The organism is Arthrobacter sp. NQ4, assembly GCF_029077345.1.
In the GTDB taxonomy this organism is placed as follows: Bacteria; Actinomycetota; Actinomycetes; order Actinomycetales; family Micrococcaceae; genus Arthrobacter.
The window spans coordinates 158,868-174,623 of record NZ_JARETC010000001.1; the positions used below are offsets into that span (position 1 = coordinate 158,868).

General features: G+C 64.8%; 13 protein-coding genes. 3 read left to right on the forward strand and 10 right to left on the reverse strand.

Features of this window, described 5'->3' with window-relative positions:
• Positions 1-8 precede the first annotated feature (8 nt).
• Together PUN51_RS00700 and PUN51_RS00705 are read right to left on the reverse strand one after the other, a co-directional pair.
• On the reverse strand, positions 9-620 hold the full coding sequence (locus tag PUN51_RS00700; protein ID WP_159631480.1) for a hypothetical protein: 612 nt from the start codon (positions 618-620) through the stop codon (positions 9-11).
• Positions 621-733: 113 nt separating this feature from the next.
• Positions 734-1,342 (reverse strand): TetR/AcrR family transcriptional regulator, encoded by a 609-nt coding sequence (locus tag PUN51_RS00705; protein ID WP_275179956.1) that lies wholly within the window; start codon positions 1,340-1,342, stop codon positions 734-736.
• A gap of 101 nt (positions 1,343-1,443) precedes the next feature.
• Here PUN51_RS00705 and galE point away from each other — a divergent pair, with 101 nt between their 5' ends.
• Entirely contained in the window at positions 1,444-2,457 is a 1,014-nt protein-coding gene (gene galE, locus PUN51_RS00710) for a UDP-glucose 4-epimerase GalE (protein ID WP_275179573.1), read from the forward strand.
• 159 nt (positions 2,458-2,616) lie between these two features.
• Here galE and PUN51_RS00715 read toward each other — a convergent pair whose 3' ends face one another.
• The 3 genes from PUN51_RS00715 to fdxA form a co-directional block, all read right to left on the reverse strand.
• A complete protein-coding gene (locus PUN51_RS00715) occupies positions 2,617-3,903 on the reverse strand; it encodes a citrate synthase (protein WP_056334606.1) in 1,287 nt (428 codons plus the stop codon).
• 240 nt (positions 3,904-4,143) lie between these two features.
• Complete coding sequence (dapC, locus tag PUN51_RS00720) at positions 4,144-5,295, reverse strand: succinyldiaminopimelate transaminase (RefSeq protein ID WP_224026579.1); 1,152 nt, start codon at positions 5,293-5,295, stop codon at positions 4,144-4,146.
• A 14-nt stretch (positions 5,296-5,309) separates the two neighbouring features.
• Positions 5,310-5,636 carry a ferredoxin gene (gene fdxA / locus PUN51_RS00725; RefSeq protein WP_013601705.1) on the reverse strand — a complete coding sequence of 109 codons (327 nt, stop codon included), beginning with the start codon at positions 5,634-5,636 and terminating at the stop codon, positions 5,310-5,312.
• 137 nt (positions 5,637-5,773) lie between these two features.
• Here fdxA and PUN51_RS00730 point away from each other — a divergent pair, with 137 nt between their 5' ends.
• Entirely contained in the window at positions 5,774-6,013 is a 240-nt protein-coding gene (locus PUN51_RS00730; protein ID WP_275179574.1) for a putative acetyltransferase, read from the forward strand.
• A gap of 1,061 nt (positions 6,014-7,074) precedes the next feature.
• On the opposite strand, the gene typA is transcribed toward PUN51_RS00730, so the two are convergent.
• Positions 7,075-9,003: a translational GTPase TypA gene (gene typA, locus PUN51_RS00735; protein WP_159631474.1), complete on the reverse strand. Its 1,929-nt coding sequence runs from the start codon at positions 9,001-9,003 to the stop codon at positions 7,075-7,077.
• A gap of 276 nt (positions 9,004-9,279) precedes the next feature.
• Between typA and PUN51_RS00740 the strand changes: the two genes are divergently transcribed.
• A complete protein-coding gene (locus PUN51_RS00740; RefSeq protein WP_275179575.1) occupies positions 9,280-10,185 on the forward strand; it encodes an SGNH/GDSL hydrolase family protein in 906 nt (301 codons plus the stop codon).
• Between the two features lie 124 nt (positions 10,186-10,309).
• Here PUN51_RS00740 and PUN51_RS00745 read toward each other — a convergent pair whose 3' ends face one another.
• From PUN51_RS00745 to PUN51_RS00760, 4 genes are all read right to left on the reverse strand, one after another.
• Positions 10,310-12,016, reverse strand: coding sequence for a dipeptide ABC transporter ATP-binding protein (locus PUN51_RS00745; protein ID WP_275179576.1), 1,707 nt, complete (start codon positions 12,014-12,016; stop codon positions 10,310-10,312).
• An 11-nt stretch (positions 12,017-12,027) separates the two neighbouring features.
• Positions 12,028-12,972, reverse strand: coding sequence for an ABC transporter permease (locus tag PUN51_RS00750; RefSeq protein WP_224026584.1), 945 nt, complete (start codon positions 12,970-12,972; stop codon positions 12,028-12,030).
• Positions 12,962-13,891: an ABC transporter permease gene (locus tag PUN51_RS00755; protein WP_159631470.1), complete on the reverse strand. Its 930-nt coding sequence runs from the start codon at positions 13,889-13,891 to the stop codon at positions 12,962-12,964. Before PUN51_RS00755 ends, PUN51_RS00750 begins: the two co-directional genes overlap by 11 nt.
• A gap of 126 nt (positions 13,892-14,017) precedes the next feature.
• Positions 14,018-15,706 carry a peptide ABC transporter substrate-binding protein gene (locus PUN51_RS00760; RefSeq protein ID WP_275179577.1) on the reverse strand — a complete coding sequence of 563 codons (1,689 nt, stop codon included), beginning with the start codon at positions 15,704-15,706 and terminating at the stop codon, positions 14,018-14,020.
• Positions 15,707-15,756 lie beyond the last annotated feature (50 nt).

Below are 15,756 nucleotides of genomic sequence, written 5' to 3' on the forward strand. Positions count from 1 at the left end.
TGCAGGGGCTAGACCAGGATTTCCAGCACCGGCTGGACGTAGCTGCGGAACAGCTCAGGCTGGCCCATCAACTCATGGCTCATGATGATCTTGTCCGGTTCCAGGTACCAGGCCCGTTGCTCGTCCAGCGGCAGCTCAATGATGGTCAGCGTGAAATCCCGGGAGTCCCGCCCCACCTCCATCAGCCGGTCGTCCACCATGTCCCCGAGCAGCTGGTCCGTTCCGCTGGCCACGCGCTGGGCTTCGAGTTCGGCGTATTCGCTCCTGCGTTCCCTGGCCCAGGTGAGGGCAGAGCCGAAATGGGCCTGCAGGAGCCGTTGGAGCGCCGGCGAGTTGCCGAACGCTTCGAAATCGGGTGGAGACAGTTCCGGGGAGGTGTGGGGGTGCGCCTTGAGCAGCTGCTCCCACCAGGCCTCCCACTCGGTCTTCAGTGCGCTGAGGCCGCCAACATCCGCGGTCAGGTGCTTATGGTCCGCCGAGCGGACTTTGGGTGATGCATGGGACAGCATGGGACGGCCCACGCCGTTCAGGCCGGCGGCGTCCCGGACGTAAAGAGCAATCATCATCGGCCCGGATGTGTCGGTGGTGATCTGCCACCCTGAACCGCTTGCGTGCTGCATCCAAAGTCCTTTCCTGGCCTACCGGTGCCGGGCGTCATTTCCGGCCCGGCCTACCCGGACTCAGTCTATTCCCGCAGGCAGTCCACGGAAGTGCAGGACAGCCATTTGATCCCTTACCGTCCGATCCCGTCCAGGTGGCGCTCAAGCACGTCGCGGCACATCTGCGCCGTCATCCAGCCGGGCTGGAGCAAGGCGTGCATGCACAGTCCGTCCAGCGTCGCCAGGAGCCGTTCGGCCTCCACCACCAGGTTCTCCTGCGGTTCATCATCCGGGAGCAGGGTTGCGACGAGTGCGCCCATGATGGCTGCGATTTCGCGGTGGCTGCGGTCCGCCTCCGCGGCGAGGAACGGCCTGATGCGGGCGGCGTTCTTGAAAGCCAGCCACGCACATGCTTCCACAGCTGTTTCCTCGTCCAGGGGAAGCATGCCGCCCAGAAGGGTTAAAACAGCCTCCCGCTGTTCGGGGCTGGCTGCGGCAGCACCAAGCACGGCGGGCAGCAGGGCTTCCAGCCGGCCGGCCACCCGGTCCACCACCGTGCCGAACGTAAACGCCAGGAGCTCCTCACTGCCCTGGAAGTAGTGCCGGACCGAGCCGACCGCCAGTCCTGCTTCGTCCGCAACCTCCCGGAGCGAGGCACGCTCGAGACCGTCCACGGCAATGATGCGGAGAACCGCCTGGACCACATCCTGCCGCCGGGCATCGGCGTCTACGATTTTGGGCACCATTCTTATTAGCACACTTGTGCTTTATCTGCCTTGTCACAGTCCGCCCGCCATCCGGGACACAGCGGCGGGCAACGCTGCACGTGGGATAGCGTTGAGGCATGAAAATCTTGGTCACAGGGGGCACCGGCTACATCGGTTCCCACACTGTTCTTTCCCTGCAGGAAGCCGGCCACGACGTGGTCGTCATCGACAACCTGGTCAATTCCAGCGAGGAGTCGCTGCGCCGCGTTGCCGAACTCAGCGGCAAGACCGCGGAGTTCCACAACGTGGACCTGGTGGACGAGGCCGCCGTCGAAAAGGTGTTCGCCGGAAACGGCATCGAGGCCGTCATCCATTTCGCGGGCCTCAAAGCCGTGGGTGAATCAGTGCGCGAGCCGCTGAAGTACTACTACAACAACCTGGTGGGGACGTTGAACCTGGTCCGCGTCATGGACAGGCACGACGTCCGGTCCATCGTCTTCAGCTCCTCGGCCACCGTCTACGGGGAACACAACCCCATCCCGTACGTGGAAAAGATGGAGATCGGCGCCAACAACCCGTACGGGCGCACCAAGGAACAGATCGAGGACATCCTCTCGGACCTCGGCGCCGCTGACTCGCGCTGGCACATAGCACTGCTGCGCTACTTCAACCCGGTTGGCGCACACCCCTCGGGCCGTATCGGCGAAGACCCGCAGGGCATTCCCAACAACCTTGTCCCGTTCATTGCCCAGGTGGCCGTGGGCCGGCGCGAGAAGCTCATGGTCTTCGGCGGCGACTACGACACCCCGGACGGCACCTGCCTGCGCGACTACATCCACGTGGTGGACCTCGCCGAAGGACACGTGGCGGCGCTGAACCACATCGCGGACCGCACCGGTGTTTTCCGCTGGAACCTCGGTTCCGGCAAGGGCTCCTCTGTCCTGGAGGTCCTGCGTTCCTTCGAGAAGGCAGTGGGCCAGCCCATCCCCTACGAGATCACCGGCCGCCGCGCAGGCGACCTTCCGGCGTTCTGGGCCGATGCCACCTCAGCCCTGGCAGACCTGAGCTGGTCCACCACCAAGACCGTGGACCAGATGTGCGAGGACCACTGGCGCTGGCAGAAGAACAACCCCCAGGGCTACGCCTCCTGACCCTGCCCTCCCCATCGATTGCTCCGCACTTGTCGTTATGGAGCCCCAAAACGACAAGTGCGGAGCAATGGATGGTGATTAACGCGGAACGGCCGCCCACCTGTGAAAGGTGGGCGGCCGTCGTCGTCATGGCTGTTGCTGTCCCTGACGGGCAGGGGATCAGCGGGCGGGGTAGTCGCGCTCCGGCTCGCCGATGTACAGCTGGCGCGGGCGGCCGATCTTGGTGTTCGGGTCGCTGATCATTTCGCGCCACTGGGCAATCCAGCCCGGCAGGCGGCCGATGGCGAACAGGACGGTGAACATCTTCTCGGGGAAGCCCATGGCCTTGTAGATCAGGCCGGTGTAGAAGTCCACGTTCGGGTAGAGCTTGCGCTGGATGAAGTAGTCATCGCTGAGCGCCTTCTCTTCCAGGCGCATGGCGATGTCCAGCAGTTCGTCGTTGCCGCCGAGCTTGCTGAGGATCTCGTGGGCCGTGGCCTTGACGATCTTGGCGCGCGGATCGTAGTTCTTGTAGACGCGGTGTCCGAAGCCCATCAGGCGGACGCCGTCTTCCTTGTTCTTGACTTTCTCCATGTAGTCCTCGGGCTTGAGGCCCTCGGCCTGGATCTGGCGCAGCATCTTCAGCACTGCCTCGTTGGCGCCGCCGTGGGCAGGGCCGAAGAGGGCGTTGATGCCTGCCGAAACGGAGGCGAAGAGGTTGGCGTTGGAGGAGCCCACCAGGCGCACGGTGGAGGTGGAGCAGTTCTGCTCGTGGTCCGCGTGCAGGATGAGGAGCAGGTCCAGTGCCTTGACGATGACCGGGTCCAGCTCGTACTGCTCGGCGGGGAGGCCGAAGCTCAGGCGCAGGAAGTTCTCCACCAGGTTCATGGAGTTGTCCGGGTACAGCATGGGCTGGCCGATGGACTTCTTGTGTGCGTACGCGGCGATGACCGGCAGCTTGGCCATCAGGCGGATGGTGGAAACCTCCACCTGCTCGGCGTTGAACGGGTCCAGGGAGTCCTGGTAGAAGGTGGACAGCGCGGACACGGCCGAGGACAGCACCGGCATGGGGTGCGCGTCGCGGGGGAAGCCGCCGAAGAAGCCCTTGAGCTCTTCGTGCAGCAGGGTGTGGCGCCGGATCTTCTGGTCGAACTCGTCCAGTTCCGTGGGCGTGGGCAGGTTCCCGTAGATCAGCAGGTAGGACACCTCGAGGAAGCTGGAGTGCTGCGCCAACTGCTCGATGGGGTATCCGCGGTAGCGCAGGATGCCCGCATCGCCATCGATGTAGGTGATGGCGGAGGTGGTTGCTGCGGTGTTCATGAAGCCGGGGTCAAAGGTCACGGCACCGGTCTGCTTGAGCAGCTTGGAGACGTCGTAACCTTCGTTCCCTTCAACAACCTGGATGCGCGGGAGCTTCAGCTCGCCACCTGCGTGGAGCAGGGTCGCAGCATTGTTGGTCTCAGTCATGGAGTCCCCTTCATGAGGCGTCTTCGGCCTCTGTCGAAAGCTTGATCCAACATCAGGTGAGCCGCGCACTTGAGCCTGAGAAGACAGGTTCCAACACCCGGGCTGCCTTCTTGTAGAAAGCCACCATTGATCGTCAACTTAAAAAGTACCGCTCCTTGGCGGGTGTCACTAATCCGCGAGCTTCCCATCCGGCCTAAAATGCGCCGGATGTGGGGCGAGTCACACGAATATTACGTGTCCCTAGGAGCCGGACCCGGCCAGCCGTGCAACGGCTGCATCGATCCGCTCGTCGGATCCGGTCAAGGCCACGCGGACATAGCCGTTGCCCGCCTCTCCGTAGAAGACTCCCGGGCCCACCACGATGCCGCGCTCAGCCAGGCGGGCCACCGTGGCCCACGTGTCCTCCCCCGCCGTCGACCACAGGTACAGGCCGGCGTCGGACTCCTTGATCTCCAGGCCGAAGTCCAGCAGCGCGGGCACCAGGCGTTCACGGCGGCCCCGGTACAGGTCCTTCTGGGCCTCAACGTGGGTGTCATCCCCCATCGCCACCCGCATGGCCTCCTGGACCGGGTAGGGGACGATCATGCCTGCATGCTTGCGGCTGTTGACCAGGTTGGGCATCAGGTCCGGATCACCGGCAACGAAGGCTGCGCGGTAGCCCGCCAGGTTGGACTGTTTGCTCAGCGAGTACACGGCGAGAAGGCCCTGGTGCGAGCCGCCTGCCACGTAGGGATCGAGGATGCTGGGGACGCGCCGGCCGCCGCGCTGGACGTCCCAGTCGCCCCAGCCAAGCTCTGCGTAGCATTCGTCCGATGCCACCACAGCGCCGATTTCACGGGCCTGGACCACCAGCGCCTTCAGTGACTCCGCGTCGCGGACACTGCCCGTGGGGTTGCCCGGGGAATTGACCCAAATGAGGCGCACGCGTGCACGCGTGGCGTCGTCAAGCTCGTCCAGGTTGTCCGTGGCCACCGAGGTGGCCCCGGCAAGGGTGGCGCCGATATCGTACGTGGGGTAAGCCACCTTCGGGCGTACGACGACGTCTCCGGACCTGAGGCCCAGCAGCAGCGGGAGCCACGCAACAAGTTCCTTGGACCCCACTGTCGGCATGATGTTGCGGGGGTCGAGGCCCGCCACACCGCGCCGGCGTTCAAACCAGCCCGCGATGGCTTCCCGAAGCGCGGGAGTGCCGTGAACGGTGGGATAGCCGGGGGCATTCGCGGCCGCCTTCAGTGCATCCTGGACCAGCTGCGGGGTGGGATCCACTGGGGTCCCGATGGACAGATTGACTGCCCCGCCCGGGTGTTCCGAGGCTTTGGCCAGGTAGGGGGCCATGGCCTCCCACGGGTAGTCGGGCAGGTTCAGGCCAAACGAATTCACTGCTGCGGTCACGTTTCCCGTCCGCGTCAGTGGTCTTGGTTCTGCGGCGGCAGGGCGGCGATCATCGGGTGGTCCTTGCCCGTGTTGCCGATCTTGGCCGCGCCGCCCGGAGACCCCAGGTCATCGAAGAATTCGACGTTTGCCTTGTAGTAGTCAGCCCATTCCTCGGGGGTGTCATCCTCGTAGTAGATGGCCTCCACGGGGCACACCGGTTCGCAGGCGCCGCAGTCGACGCACTCGTCCGGATGGATGTACAGCGAACGCTCGCCCTCATAGATGCAGTCGACCGGGCACTCCTCAATGCATGCCTTGTCCTTAACATCCACACACGGCTGCGCGATTACGTACGTCACGTCCCTGGCCTCTCCACGTTGGGTTCCGGCTTGCCCGCCGGCTCTTGCATCCGGCAGCACGGCCGGACTATTGACATCTGAGCCTATTATCTCCCAGCCCTTTCCCGCTAACCTAGCCGGCGGCCTAGTATGAACTGGTGAGTCTGCCAGTGTCCGCCCCCGTCCGCTTCCTTGCCGCGGCTGAGCCCGGAACCCGGGTGGTGGTGCGCTACCGGATTGAAGGTGGCCTCACGGACGCCCTGGGCCACCTGCTGGCGTGCGACGCCGGTTCCTGCACCGTCCGCACCCGCCGGGCCGACGTCGTCATTCCCCTGGAGCTTGTGGTGGCCGCGAAGGAAGTGCCGCCCGCTCCCCCGCGCCGCGCCGCTGCGCACTGACACCGCCTCTCACTGCGCAGGGGCTGTCCCTGCGCAGCCACTCCGGCCGTCATTGCGCAGCACGGTACGTGGCCAGCGCCCGCTGCACCATCCTCACGGAACCCGTCCGGCTCGTTAAGCAGCATCTCAAAGGTGACCCGGAGGGTTGGGACACCTTGGACAACGGTGACATTCCACCGCCGCCGGTCCTCGCGGTAAGCCTCCCGGCTGCTGTGGTGGGCGTAGCCGTCGGTTTCAACTCCGAGCAGGCCGTCAACGAGCAGATCCAGATGTCCCATCCCGGGGATCCTGACCTGCAGCTCGACCGTGTGCCCGGCTTCCTCCAACAGGTATCGCGCCATCGTTTCGATGATGGACCCGGATTGAGGGCGGATCGGGCCACCAAGTCTCTGAGGCCCTTTTCGCGGACGGCCGGAAACCGCTCCCGCAAGGCCGGAAGTTGGATGAGCCCGTTCTTGACCGCGGACTCCGAAATGGCCAGTCCCTCCAGGGGCGCCAGGCAGCGCAACGACTGGCACACGATGTCCAGGGGTGTCAGCGGGATCCTGCTGCGGTGCACGATGCAACCAGGGACAGGCCTGCCGTGGGATGCGGCCAGATGCGTTCTGTCCGGGCGCCTGACCACCCACAAGCCCGCGGCGCTGGCAGCCGAGACGCATCCCAGGACAGCATGGTGGCGGGCTGCGTGAATGAGCACAGGATCAGCTTGCGGGTGGGCATAGACGCCACGGGCAATCCTTTGGACTGAGCCCGCAGCCACGCCAGCCTCCAGGCTCCGGCGCGAAACCCCCGCCATTGACAGTGAATGGGTACTGGCAACGCCGCCCAGGGCAGTTAGGGCTTCTGAAAGAGTTGGCATAACTGCATGCTTGCCGCTTACGGAGCCGGACGCAGGACTCGGAAACCGCCATGTGGAAAACCGTCCGTGCGCGGTGACAGCGCCGCTCGTTGCGCACGGACTGTCCCTGCGCAACGAGCGTCCGGTTCGCTGCGCAATCGCGGGCTTAAACGCAGAACGCCACCGGCAAATACCGGTGGCGTTCTGCGGACCTGCGGAGTTACTAGGCCTTGGCGCGGGCGCGGTTGGCCTTGGCGCGCTCGTTGGTGTCCAGGATGACCTTGCGGATGCGGATGGCTTCCGGGGTCACCTCGACGCACTCGTCCTCGCGGGCGAATTCGAGCGACTCTTCGAGGGTCAGGTCGCGCGGCGGGGTCAGGTTCTCGAAGGTGTCCGAGGAAGCGGCACGCATGTTGGTGAGCTTCTTTTCCTTCGTGATGTTGACGTCCATGTCGTCGGCGCGGGAGTTCTCGCCCACGATCATGCCTTCGTAGACCTCGGAGGTGGGCTTCACGAAGAAGGAGCCACGTTCCTGCAGGTTGATCATGGCGAACGGGGTCACAACACCGGCGCGGTCGGCGATCATGGAGCCGTTGGTGCGGTACTCGATGGGGCCGGCCCACGGCTCGTAGCCTTCGGAGATGGAGGCTGCGATGCCTGCGCCGCGGGTGTCGGTCAGGAACCGGGTGCGGAAACCGATCAGGCCACGGGCCGGAACGATGAACTCCATGCGGCACCAGCCGGTGCCGTGGTTGGCCATGTTGGTCATGCGGCCCTTGCGGGCTGCCATGAGCTGGGTGACGGCGCCCAGGTATTCCTCGGGCACGTCGATGGTCATGTGTTCCATCGGCTCGTGGATCTTGCCATCAACGGTCTTGGTGACAACCTGCGGCTTGCCGACGGTCAGCTCGAAGCCTTCACGGCGCATCTGCTCCACCAGGATGGCGAGGGCGAGCTCGCCACGGCCCTGGACTTCCCAGGCGTCGGGACGCTCGGTGGGCAGGACCTTGATGGAGACGTTACCGATCAGTTCCTTGTCAAGACGGTCCTTGACCTGGCGGGCAGTAACCTTGGCGCCCTTGACCTTGCCGGCCAGCGGCGAGGTGTTGATACCGATGGTCATGGAGATCGCGGGATCGTCTACGGTGATCAGCGGCAGCGGCTGGGGGTTCTCGGCGTCGGTCAGGGTTTCACCGATGGTGATCTCCTCGATGCCGGCGACGGCGACAATCTCGCCGGGGCCGGCGGACTCGGCCGGCACGCGCTCCAGCGCCTTGGTAGCAAGCAGCTCGGTGATCTTGACGTTCTTCAGCTCGCCGTTGGCGCGGGCCCAGGCCACGGTCTGGCCCTTGCGCAGGGTGCCGTTGTAAATACGCAGCAGGGCCAGTCGGCCAAGGAACGGGGAGGCGTCGAGGTTGGTGACGTGCGCCTGGAGCACACCCTCCGGGTTGTACGTCGGAGCCGGGATGTGCTCGATGATGGTCTTGAACAGCGGCTCAAGATCCTCGTTCTCCGGAGCGGTGCCGTCAGCGGGCTGCTCAAGGGAGGCGCGGCCGACCTTCGCGGCGGCGTAAACTACGGGGACCTCGAGGATCTTGTCCAGGTCGAGGTCGGGGACCTCGTCGGCCAGGTCGGAGGCGAGGCCAAGGAGCAGGTCCATGGACTCGTGCACGACCTCTTCGATCCGCGCGTCGGGGCGGTCGGTCTTGTTGACCAGCAGGATCACGGGCAGGTGCGCGGCGAGGGCCTTGCGCAGCACGAAGCGGGTCTGGGGCAGCGGGCCCTCAGAGGCATCGACGAGCAGGACGACGCCGTCGACCATGGACAGGCCGCGCTCGACCTCGCCGCCGAAGTCGGCGTGGCCGGGGGTGTCGATCACGTTGATGGTGATGGTCTCGCCGTTCGAGGACGGACCGTTGTAGGCGACAGTGGTGTTCTTCGCCAGGATGGTGATGCCCTTTTCGCGCTCCAGGTCACCGGAGTCCATGACGCGGTCTTCTACGTGGTTGTGCTCGGCAAAGGAATGGGTCTGCTTGAGCATGGCGTCGACCAGGGTGGTCTTGCCGTGGTCAACGTGGGCCACGATCGCTACGTTGCGCAGGTCACTGCGCGATGCAGTGGCTACCGCAGTGTTGGTGGAGGTTTCAGACATGCGTTATTGCTCGATTCAGTGGTGAAGTCAGCTGAGGTATCGCGACATTTCCAACCGGAACGCACGACGGACAAGGCCCTTGGCACAGGGCGCCTTCCTCTATTCTAGCCGCTGAGCCATTTGTTGGCCTAAATTCCAGCGGGACTGACCGCCGCCGCTTGAGCCAAGATCAGCCACCGTCCCGCACTTGGTGTGACCAAGTTCACTGCCGCCTGCGTGTGCATGGCATGATGTCTGTGACCAAGAGCCCATCCTTTGAGCACGCCGGAGACAACGATGCCCCCTGCCAAGGCCAGCACCATGCGCGGTGCCGCGTGGGCTGTGGCCGGAGTGGTCGCCGGTCTCGTGGTCGCCGGTCTCGTGGTCGCGGGATCCGGTGGAGACGGACTTTCCGCTGGTCCGGGCGGCAGCAGCCTGTCGCGGGCAGCCGCAGGCCAGGCAGCCAACAACCAGGCGCCAGCCGTGAAGCCGGGCGCCGCGAAGGTGTCGGTGGCAGCCACTGCCCACGTCCTGAATACGGGCAACGGCCGGCTGGAAGCAGTTGTGCCCGATGTGGGCAAGACTGTCCTGCTGATTGGGGATTCGCAGTCGGAACCCGTTGACGGCTGGCCCCGCCTGGGTTTGGCCGCCGCCGGGTACAACGTGTACTTTTGCGGCCGCGGGGGCACCGGCTACGTCGCGGCGAACGGTGCCACCGGTAACTACGTGGACGCCCTGCAGCGCGGGGACTGGCAGCTCCCCTCCGGGACCCCCGCCCTCATTGTGGTCGAGGGCGGTGGCAACGACGCCGCCGGAGGCGCAAGCAACGCGCAGATCGCACGGAACGCCGAGCGGCTGATCGCTGTGCTGCGGAGCCGCTATCCCGGCACACGGCTGGCAATGATCGGCACCCTGGCCCGGGGATCGAACGACGGCGGCGGCCGGCGGAGTGAGGTTGATGCTTTGCTCGGTGCCGTGGCGGCAGCAAATGGACTGCCCTTTATCTCCACCGGAGACTGGCTCACCAGGTACGGACTGGCAAAGGACCTCGCTGATGCGGTGCATATGAACCACGAAGGCCGCACGGCACTGGGCGGGATTCTTGAGCACAGGCTAAGGGAACTTGGACTGGACCGGAAAGCCGCAGCGGAGCAGGGCGCCCTCGCCGCCGTGCCTGCAGCCGGGAGCACCTTCCAGGACTGACAGCCGAACCGGGCTGGTTCCGCCGGCCACCTAGACAGTCTCGGCCAATTCAAACCGGTCAATTTAAACGGCTGGAGCCGGGACCCTAAGGTCCCGGCTCCACCCGTTCAGGGAAAACGTCCCGCTATGCCACCTCAGGCGGAAGCATCAGCTTCGCGCCGGGGATGGCGTTGAGCAGGGCCTTGGTGTACTCCTGCTTGGGCGATTCGAAGACGTCGTCCGTGGACCCGGTCTCCACCAGGCGGCCCTTCTCCATCACACAGACGTGGTCCGCGATCTGGCGCACCACGGCAAGGTCGTGCGTGATGAACAGGTACGTCAGCCCAAGGTTGGCCTGCAGGTCGGCGAGCAGGTTCAGCACCTGCGCCTGCACCAGCACGTCCAGCGCGGAGACTGCCTCATCACAGATGATGACCTCGGGGTCCAGCGCCAGTGCCCGCGCGATGGCCACGCGCTGCCGCTGGCCGCCGGACAGCTCATTGGGATACCGCTGCATGGCGGACTGGGGCAGAGCCACCTGGTCCAGCAATGTCCGGACTTTCTTCTCCCGGCTGGCCTGGTCCCCGATCTTGTGGACCCGCAATGGTTCTTCGATCGTGCGGTAGATGTTGTACATCGGATCGAGGGAGCCGTACGGGTCCTGGAAGATGGGCTGGACCCGCCTGCGGAACTTGAAAAGCTCGGCAGGCTTCAAGGCCGAGGTGTCGACGCCGTCGAACAGGATCCTGCCCTCGGTCGGCTTCTCCAGTTGGAGCACCATCTTGGCCACTGTGGACTTGCCGGAACCCGACTCCCCCACGATCGCCGTCGTGGTTCCCCGCCGGACGTCGAAGCTTACGCCGTCAACGGCCGCGAAGTCCGTCGCCTTGCCCAGCCCCGAGCGGAGCTTGTAGACCTTCCGCAGGTCCTGGATCTGCAGGAAAGTGTCCGGCTTCACCGTTGCGGCGGCAGGTGCCAGCAGGTCCGACGTCTCCACCCCCTGTTCCTTGGCCACCTGGATGCGGCGGCTGGCAAGGGATGGCGCGGACTCTACGAGCCGCTTGGTGTAGGGGTGCTGCGGGTTGCGCAGCAGTTCCAGCGACGGCCCGGCCTCAACGACGCGGCCCTGGTACATGACCACGACTTTGTCGGCACGCTCGGCTGCGAGGCCAAGGTCGTGGGTGATCAGCAGCACCGAGGTGCCCAGCTCGTTGGTCATGGTTTCCAGGTGGTCCAGGATCTGCCGCTGGACGGTGACGTCAAGGGCCGACGTCGGCTCGTCCGCGATCAGCAGGCGCGGCTGGCAGGAGAGGCCGATGGCGATCAGCGCACGCTGGCGCATGCCGCCCGAGAACTCGTGCGGGTACTGGTTGGCCCGGCGCTTGGCGTCCGGCAGTCCGGCCTGGGACAACACCTTGGCGATATCGTCCGGACCGCTGGGCCGGCCGTTTGCACGCAGTGTCTCCCGGACCTGGTAGCCGATCTTCCATACCGGGTTCAGGTTGGACATGGGGTCCTGCGGCACCATGCCGATGGTGTTGCCGCGCAGCTCGATCATGCGCTGCTCGGAGGTGTGGGCGATGTCCTCGCCGTCGAGCAGGATCTGGCCGCCGGACACTTTGCCGTTGTTGGGCAGGAGGCCGATGGCGGCCAGGGCGGTGGTGGACTTGCCGGAGCCGGACTCCCCCACGATGGCCACCGTTTCACCGGGCATGATGGTCAGGTGTGCATTCCGCACCGCCTGGACGTCGCCGCCGCCGGTCTTGAAGGTGATGGCGAGGTCGCGGATTTCGAGCAGCGGCCTGACGCCGGTGGCACCGGCCTCATCAATGCGGACGTCTGGACTTGTCATCTCTTTATCTCTCATCGCTGACGGCTCTTCGGGTCGAGGGCGTCACGCACGGCGTCACCCAGCATGATGAAGCTCAGCACCGTGATGGACAGCGCCGCGGCCGGGTAGAGCATGATTTCCGGCCGGGTCCTGATCGATGCCTGGGCGCCTGCAATGTCGTTGCCCCACGACATGATGCTCTGGGGCAAACCGATGCCCAGGAAGGACAGGGTGGCTTCGGCCACGATGAACACGCCAAGCTCCAGCGTCGCCAGGACGATGATGGGTGCCAGGGCGTTCGGCAGGACGTGGCGGATCAGGGCGCCGAATTTGGAGACGCCCAGCGCGCGCGCGGCTGTGACGAAGTCAGCGTTGCGTACCTCGATGACTGCACCACGGGTGATACGCGCCATCTGCGGCCAGGCCAGGAGCGAGATGACGAACACCACGGTCCATACGCTCTTGTTCTCCCGGAACAGCGGCAGCTGAGTGATCACCAGCGCGCCCAGGACAAGCGGCAGGGCGAAGAAGATATCGCCCAGGCGGGCGAGGACGGCATCGATCCAGCCACCGTAGTACCCCGCGAGGGCGCCGAGCGTCACGCCGATGACCAGCACGCAGAGCACGGAAAGCAGGCCCACGGAGAGGGAAGCCTGCGTGCCGTGGATGACCCTGGAGTAAACGTCGCAGCCCTGGAAGGTGAAGCCAAACGGGTGTCCGGCCGTGGGGGCGCCTTCGGAGTTGGCAAGCTCGCAGCCCTCGTTGGGGGGCGTGGACGTGAAGAGGCCCGGGAACAAGGCAATCACGATCAGGGCAAGGATCAGCAGTGCCGAGATGATGAACAGCGGACGACGACGGAGCTTGCGCCACGCGTCTGCCCACAGGCTGAGCGGGGCCTGGTCCGTCTTGACGGCGTCCGTTGCCTGCAGCGGTGTCTCGTCGATGGGGGCCACGAAGTGGCTGTTATTACTGGTCATAGCGGATCCTCGGGTCAAGCCAGGCGTACAGGAGATCGACAAGAAGGTTCGCCACGACGAACACCAGCACCAGCACGCTGACGATGGAGACGATGGTGGGGCCTTCACTGCGGAGGACAGCCTGGTAGAGCTTGTTGCCTACGCCGGGAACGTTGAAGATGCCCTCAGTAACAATGGCACCGCCCATCAGGCCGCCAAGGTTGGCGCCCAGGTAGGTCACCACAGGGATCAGGGAGTTGCGCAGGATGTGCGCCATGACCACCCGCGGCCGGGAGAGGCCCTTGGCCGTGGCGGTCCGCACGTAGTCGGCATTCATGTTTTCGCTGACTGATGCGCGAGTCAGGCGGAGGACGTAGGCGAAGGAGACAAGTCCCAGGACCACGGCCGGGAGCAGCAGGGTCCCCCAGTTGGCGTTCGCGCCCACTGTGGGTTTGGCCCAGCCAAGCTGCACGCCGAAGACGAGCTGGAAAACGAAGCCGAGGACGAAGGTGGGGACTGCGATGACAACCAGCGAGGCCACCAGGACGGTGGAGTCGAACCAGCCGCCGCGCCGCAGCCCGGCGAAAACGCCGAACGCAACACCGAAGACAGCCTGGATGGCCAGCGCCTCGATGGCGAGCATCGCCGTCACCGGGAAGACACGGGCAAGGCTGGCCGCGATGGGCTGGCCCGTGAAGTCATTGCCCAGGTTGAAGGTGAAAAGGTTCTTGAGGAACAGGCCGTACTGGACCCAGAAGGGCTGGTCCAGGTTGTACTGGCTGCGCAGGGTGTCGATGACAGCCTGCGGGGGCTGGCGGTCGCCGAACAGCGCGGCGATGGGATCGCCCGGCAGGGCGAACACCATGTAGTACACCAAAAGGGTAGTGCCGAGGAAAACAGGGATCACCTGAAGGAGTCGGCGCAGGATGAACCGGATCACAGGATCACCTGCCTTCCGGTAAAGGGGAAAACGCGTTCATGAATGCCTTCCTGCCGCTTGCAAGCCAATGGGGGCCCGGACGCAACCGGAACCCCCATCAGCCTGACGGCAAGTTAGATCTGGTGACTACTTGGCGGTGATGCCGTAGTACAGGATGCCGCCGTTCCAGCCGGTCTCGGCCTTCACGATGTTGTTGCTCCAGACGATCGGGCGTGCCTGATCCCAGAGCGGCAGGCCGGGCAGGTCCTGGAACAGGACTTCCTGTGCCTGGTTGAACTTGGTGTTTGCCTCGTCCGTGCTCTTGGCAGCCAGGCCCTCCTTGAGGAGGTTGTCGAACTCAGGGTTCGAGTACTTCTCGTAGTTGGAGGAAGCGTTGGTGGCCCAGACCGGTCCCAGGAAGTTGTACAGCGACGGGTAGTCGCCCTGCCAGCCCGCGCGGGTCAGGCCGGGCAGCTGCTGGGACTTGCGGAGGTTCAGGACTTCAGCGAACTTGGCGAACGGCTGGATTTCAGCCTGGATGCCGAGGTTGTTCTTGAAGCCGTTGGCTACCGCATCGATCCATTCCTTGTTGCCGCCGTCGGTGTTGGAGGCGATCTGGAGCGGCTTGGAGCCGTCGTACGGCTTGATCTTCTCTGCCTGTGCCCAGAGGTCCTTGGCCTTGGCGGCGTCGAACTTCAGGACTTCGCTGCCCTTGAGGCCTTCCTTGAATCCGTCGATGACCGGCGGAACGAATGCCTTGGCCGGGGTGCGGGTGCCGTTGAAGACAACCTTGGCGATTTCCTCGCGGTTGATGGCGTAGGACAGTGCCTGGCGGCGCAGCTTGCCGGCTTCACCCTGGAAGTTGGGGTTGTACGGCGGGATGTTCAGCGTGGAGTTGGTCGCAACCGGCTTGGTGGAGTTGCGGTCCGGGAAGTCGGAGACGTAGGTCTTCAGGGCGTTCGACGGGAGAACATCCGTGATGTCGAGGTTGTCCGACTGCAGGTCCGTGTATGCGGGGCCCGGATCGGTGTAGAACTTGAAGGTCACGCCGCCGTTCTTTGCCTCGCGCGGGCCCTTGTAATCGGCGTTCTTGACCAGGGAGATCGACTGGTCATGGACCCAGGAACCCTGCTTTTCGAACTTGTACGGACCGTTGCCAACGGGGTTTTCACCGAAGGTCTTGGGGTCGGTCAGCGCGGCGGACGGAAGCGGGAAGAAGGCGGAGTAGCCAAGGCGCAGGGACCAGTCCGCTTCGGGCTGGGCGAGCTTGACCGTGATGGTGGAATCATCGGTTGCTGCCAGGCCGGACATGGTGTCGGCCTTGGGAGCAGGAGTGGTGGTGGTCTTGCCGTCAGCACCCTTTTCCGAGTTCACAGCCGAAACGTCTTCGTAACCGGCGATGGACTCGAAGAAGAATCCGTTGTTCTGCAGGTTCTTGGAGTTTGCGGCGAAGTTCCAGGAGTCGACGAAGGTCTTTGCCGTGATGGCTTCACCGTTGGTGAACTTCTGGCCCTGCTTGACCTTGATGGTCCAGTTCTGGGCGTCGGAAGACTCGATGGAGTCAGCGAGGGCGTTGACCGGCTTGCCGCTGGCGTCGTACGTGCGCAGGCCTTCGAAGAGAAGCTCGACCACGCGGCCGCCGTAAACCTCATTGGTGTTTGCCGGCAGCAACGGGTTTTGTGGCTCGTTGCTGTAGGCGGTGATGACCTTGTTCGGATCGCCGGCAGCTTTGCTGGCCCCGTCAGTGCTGCCGCCGCCGCCGGCGCCGCACCCGGTCAGGGCAAGCGCGGCGATTGCCACGATGCCCAGTGCTTTGGAAGTGCGCGTAAAACGCATTCCGCCTCCTATGAGTTGTGGGAGAGATGTATAGGGGAATCTTGTGCTTC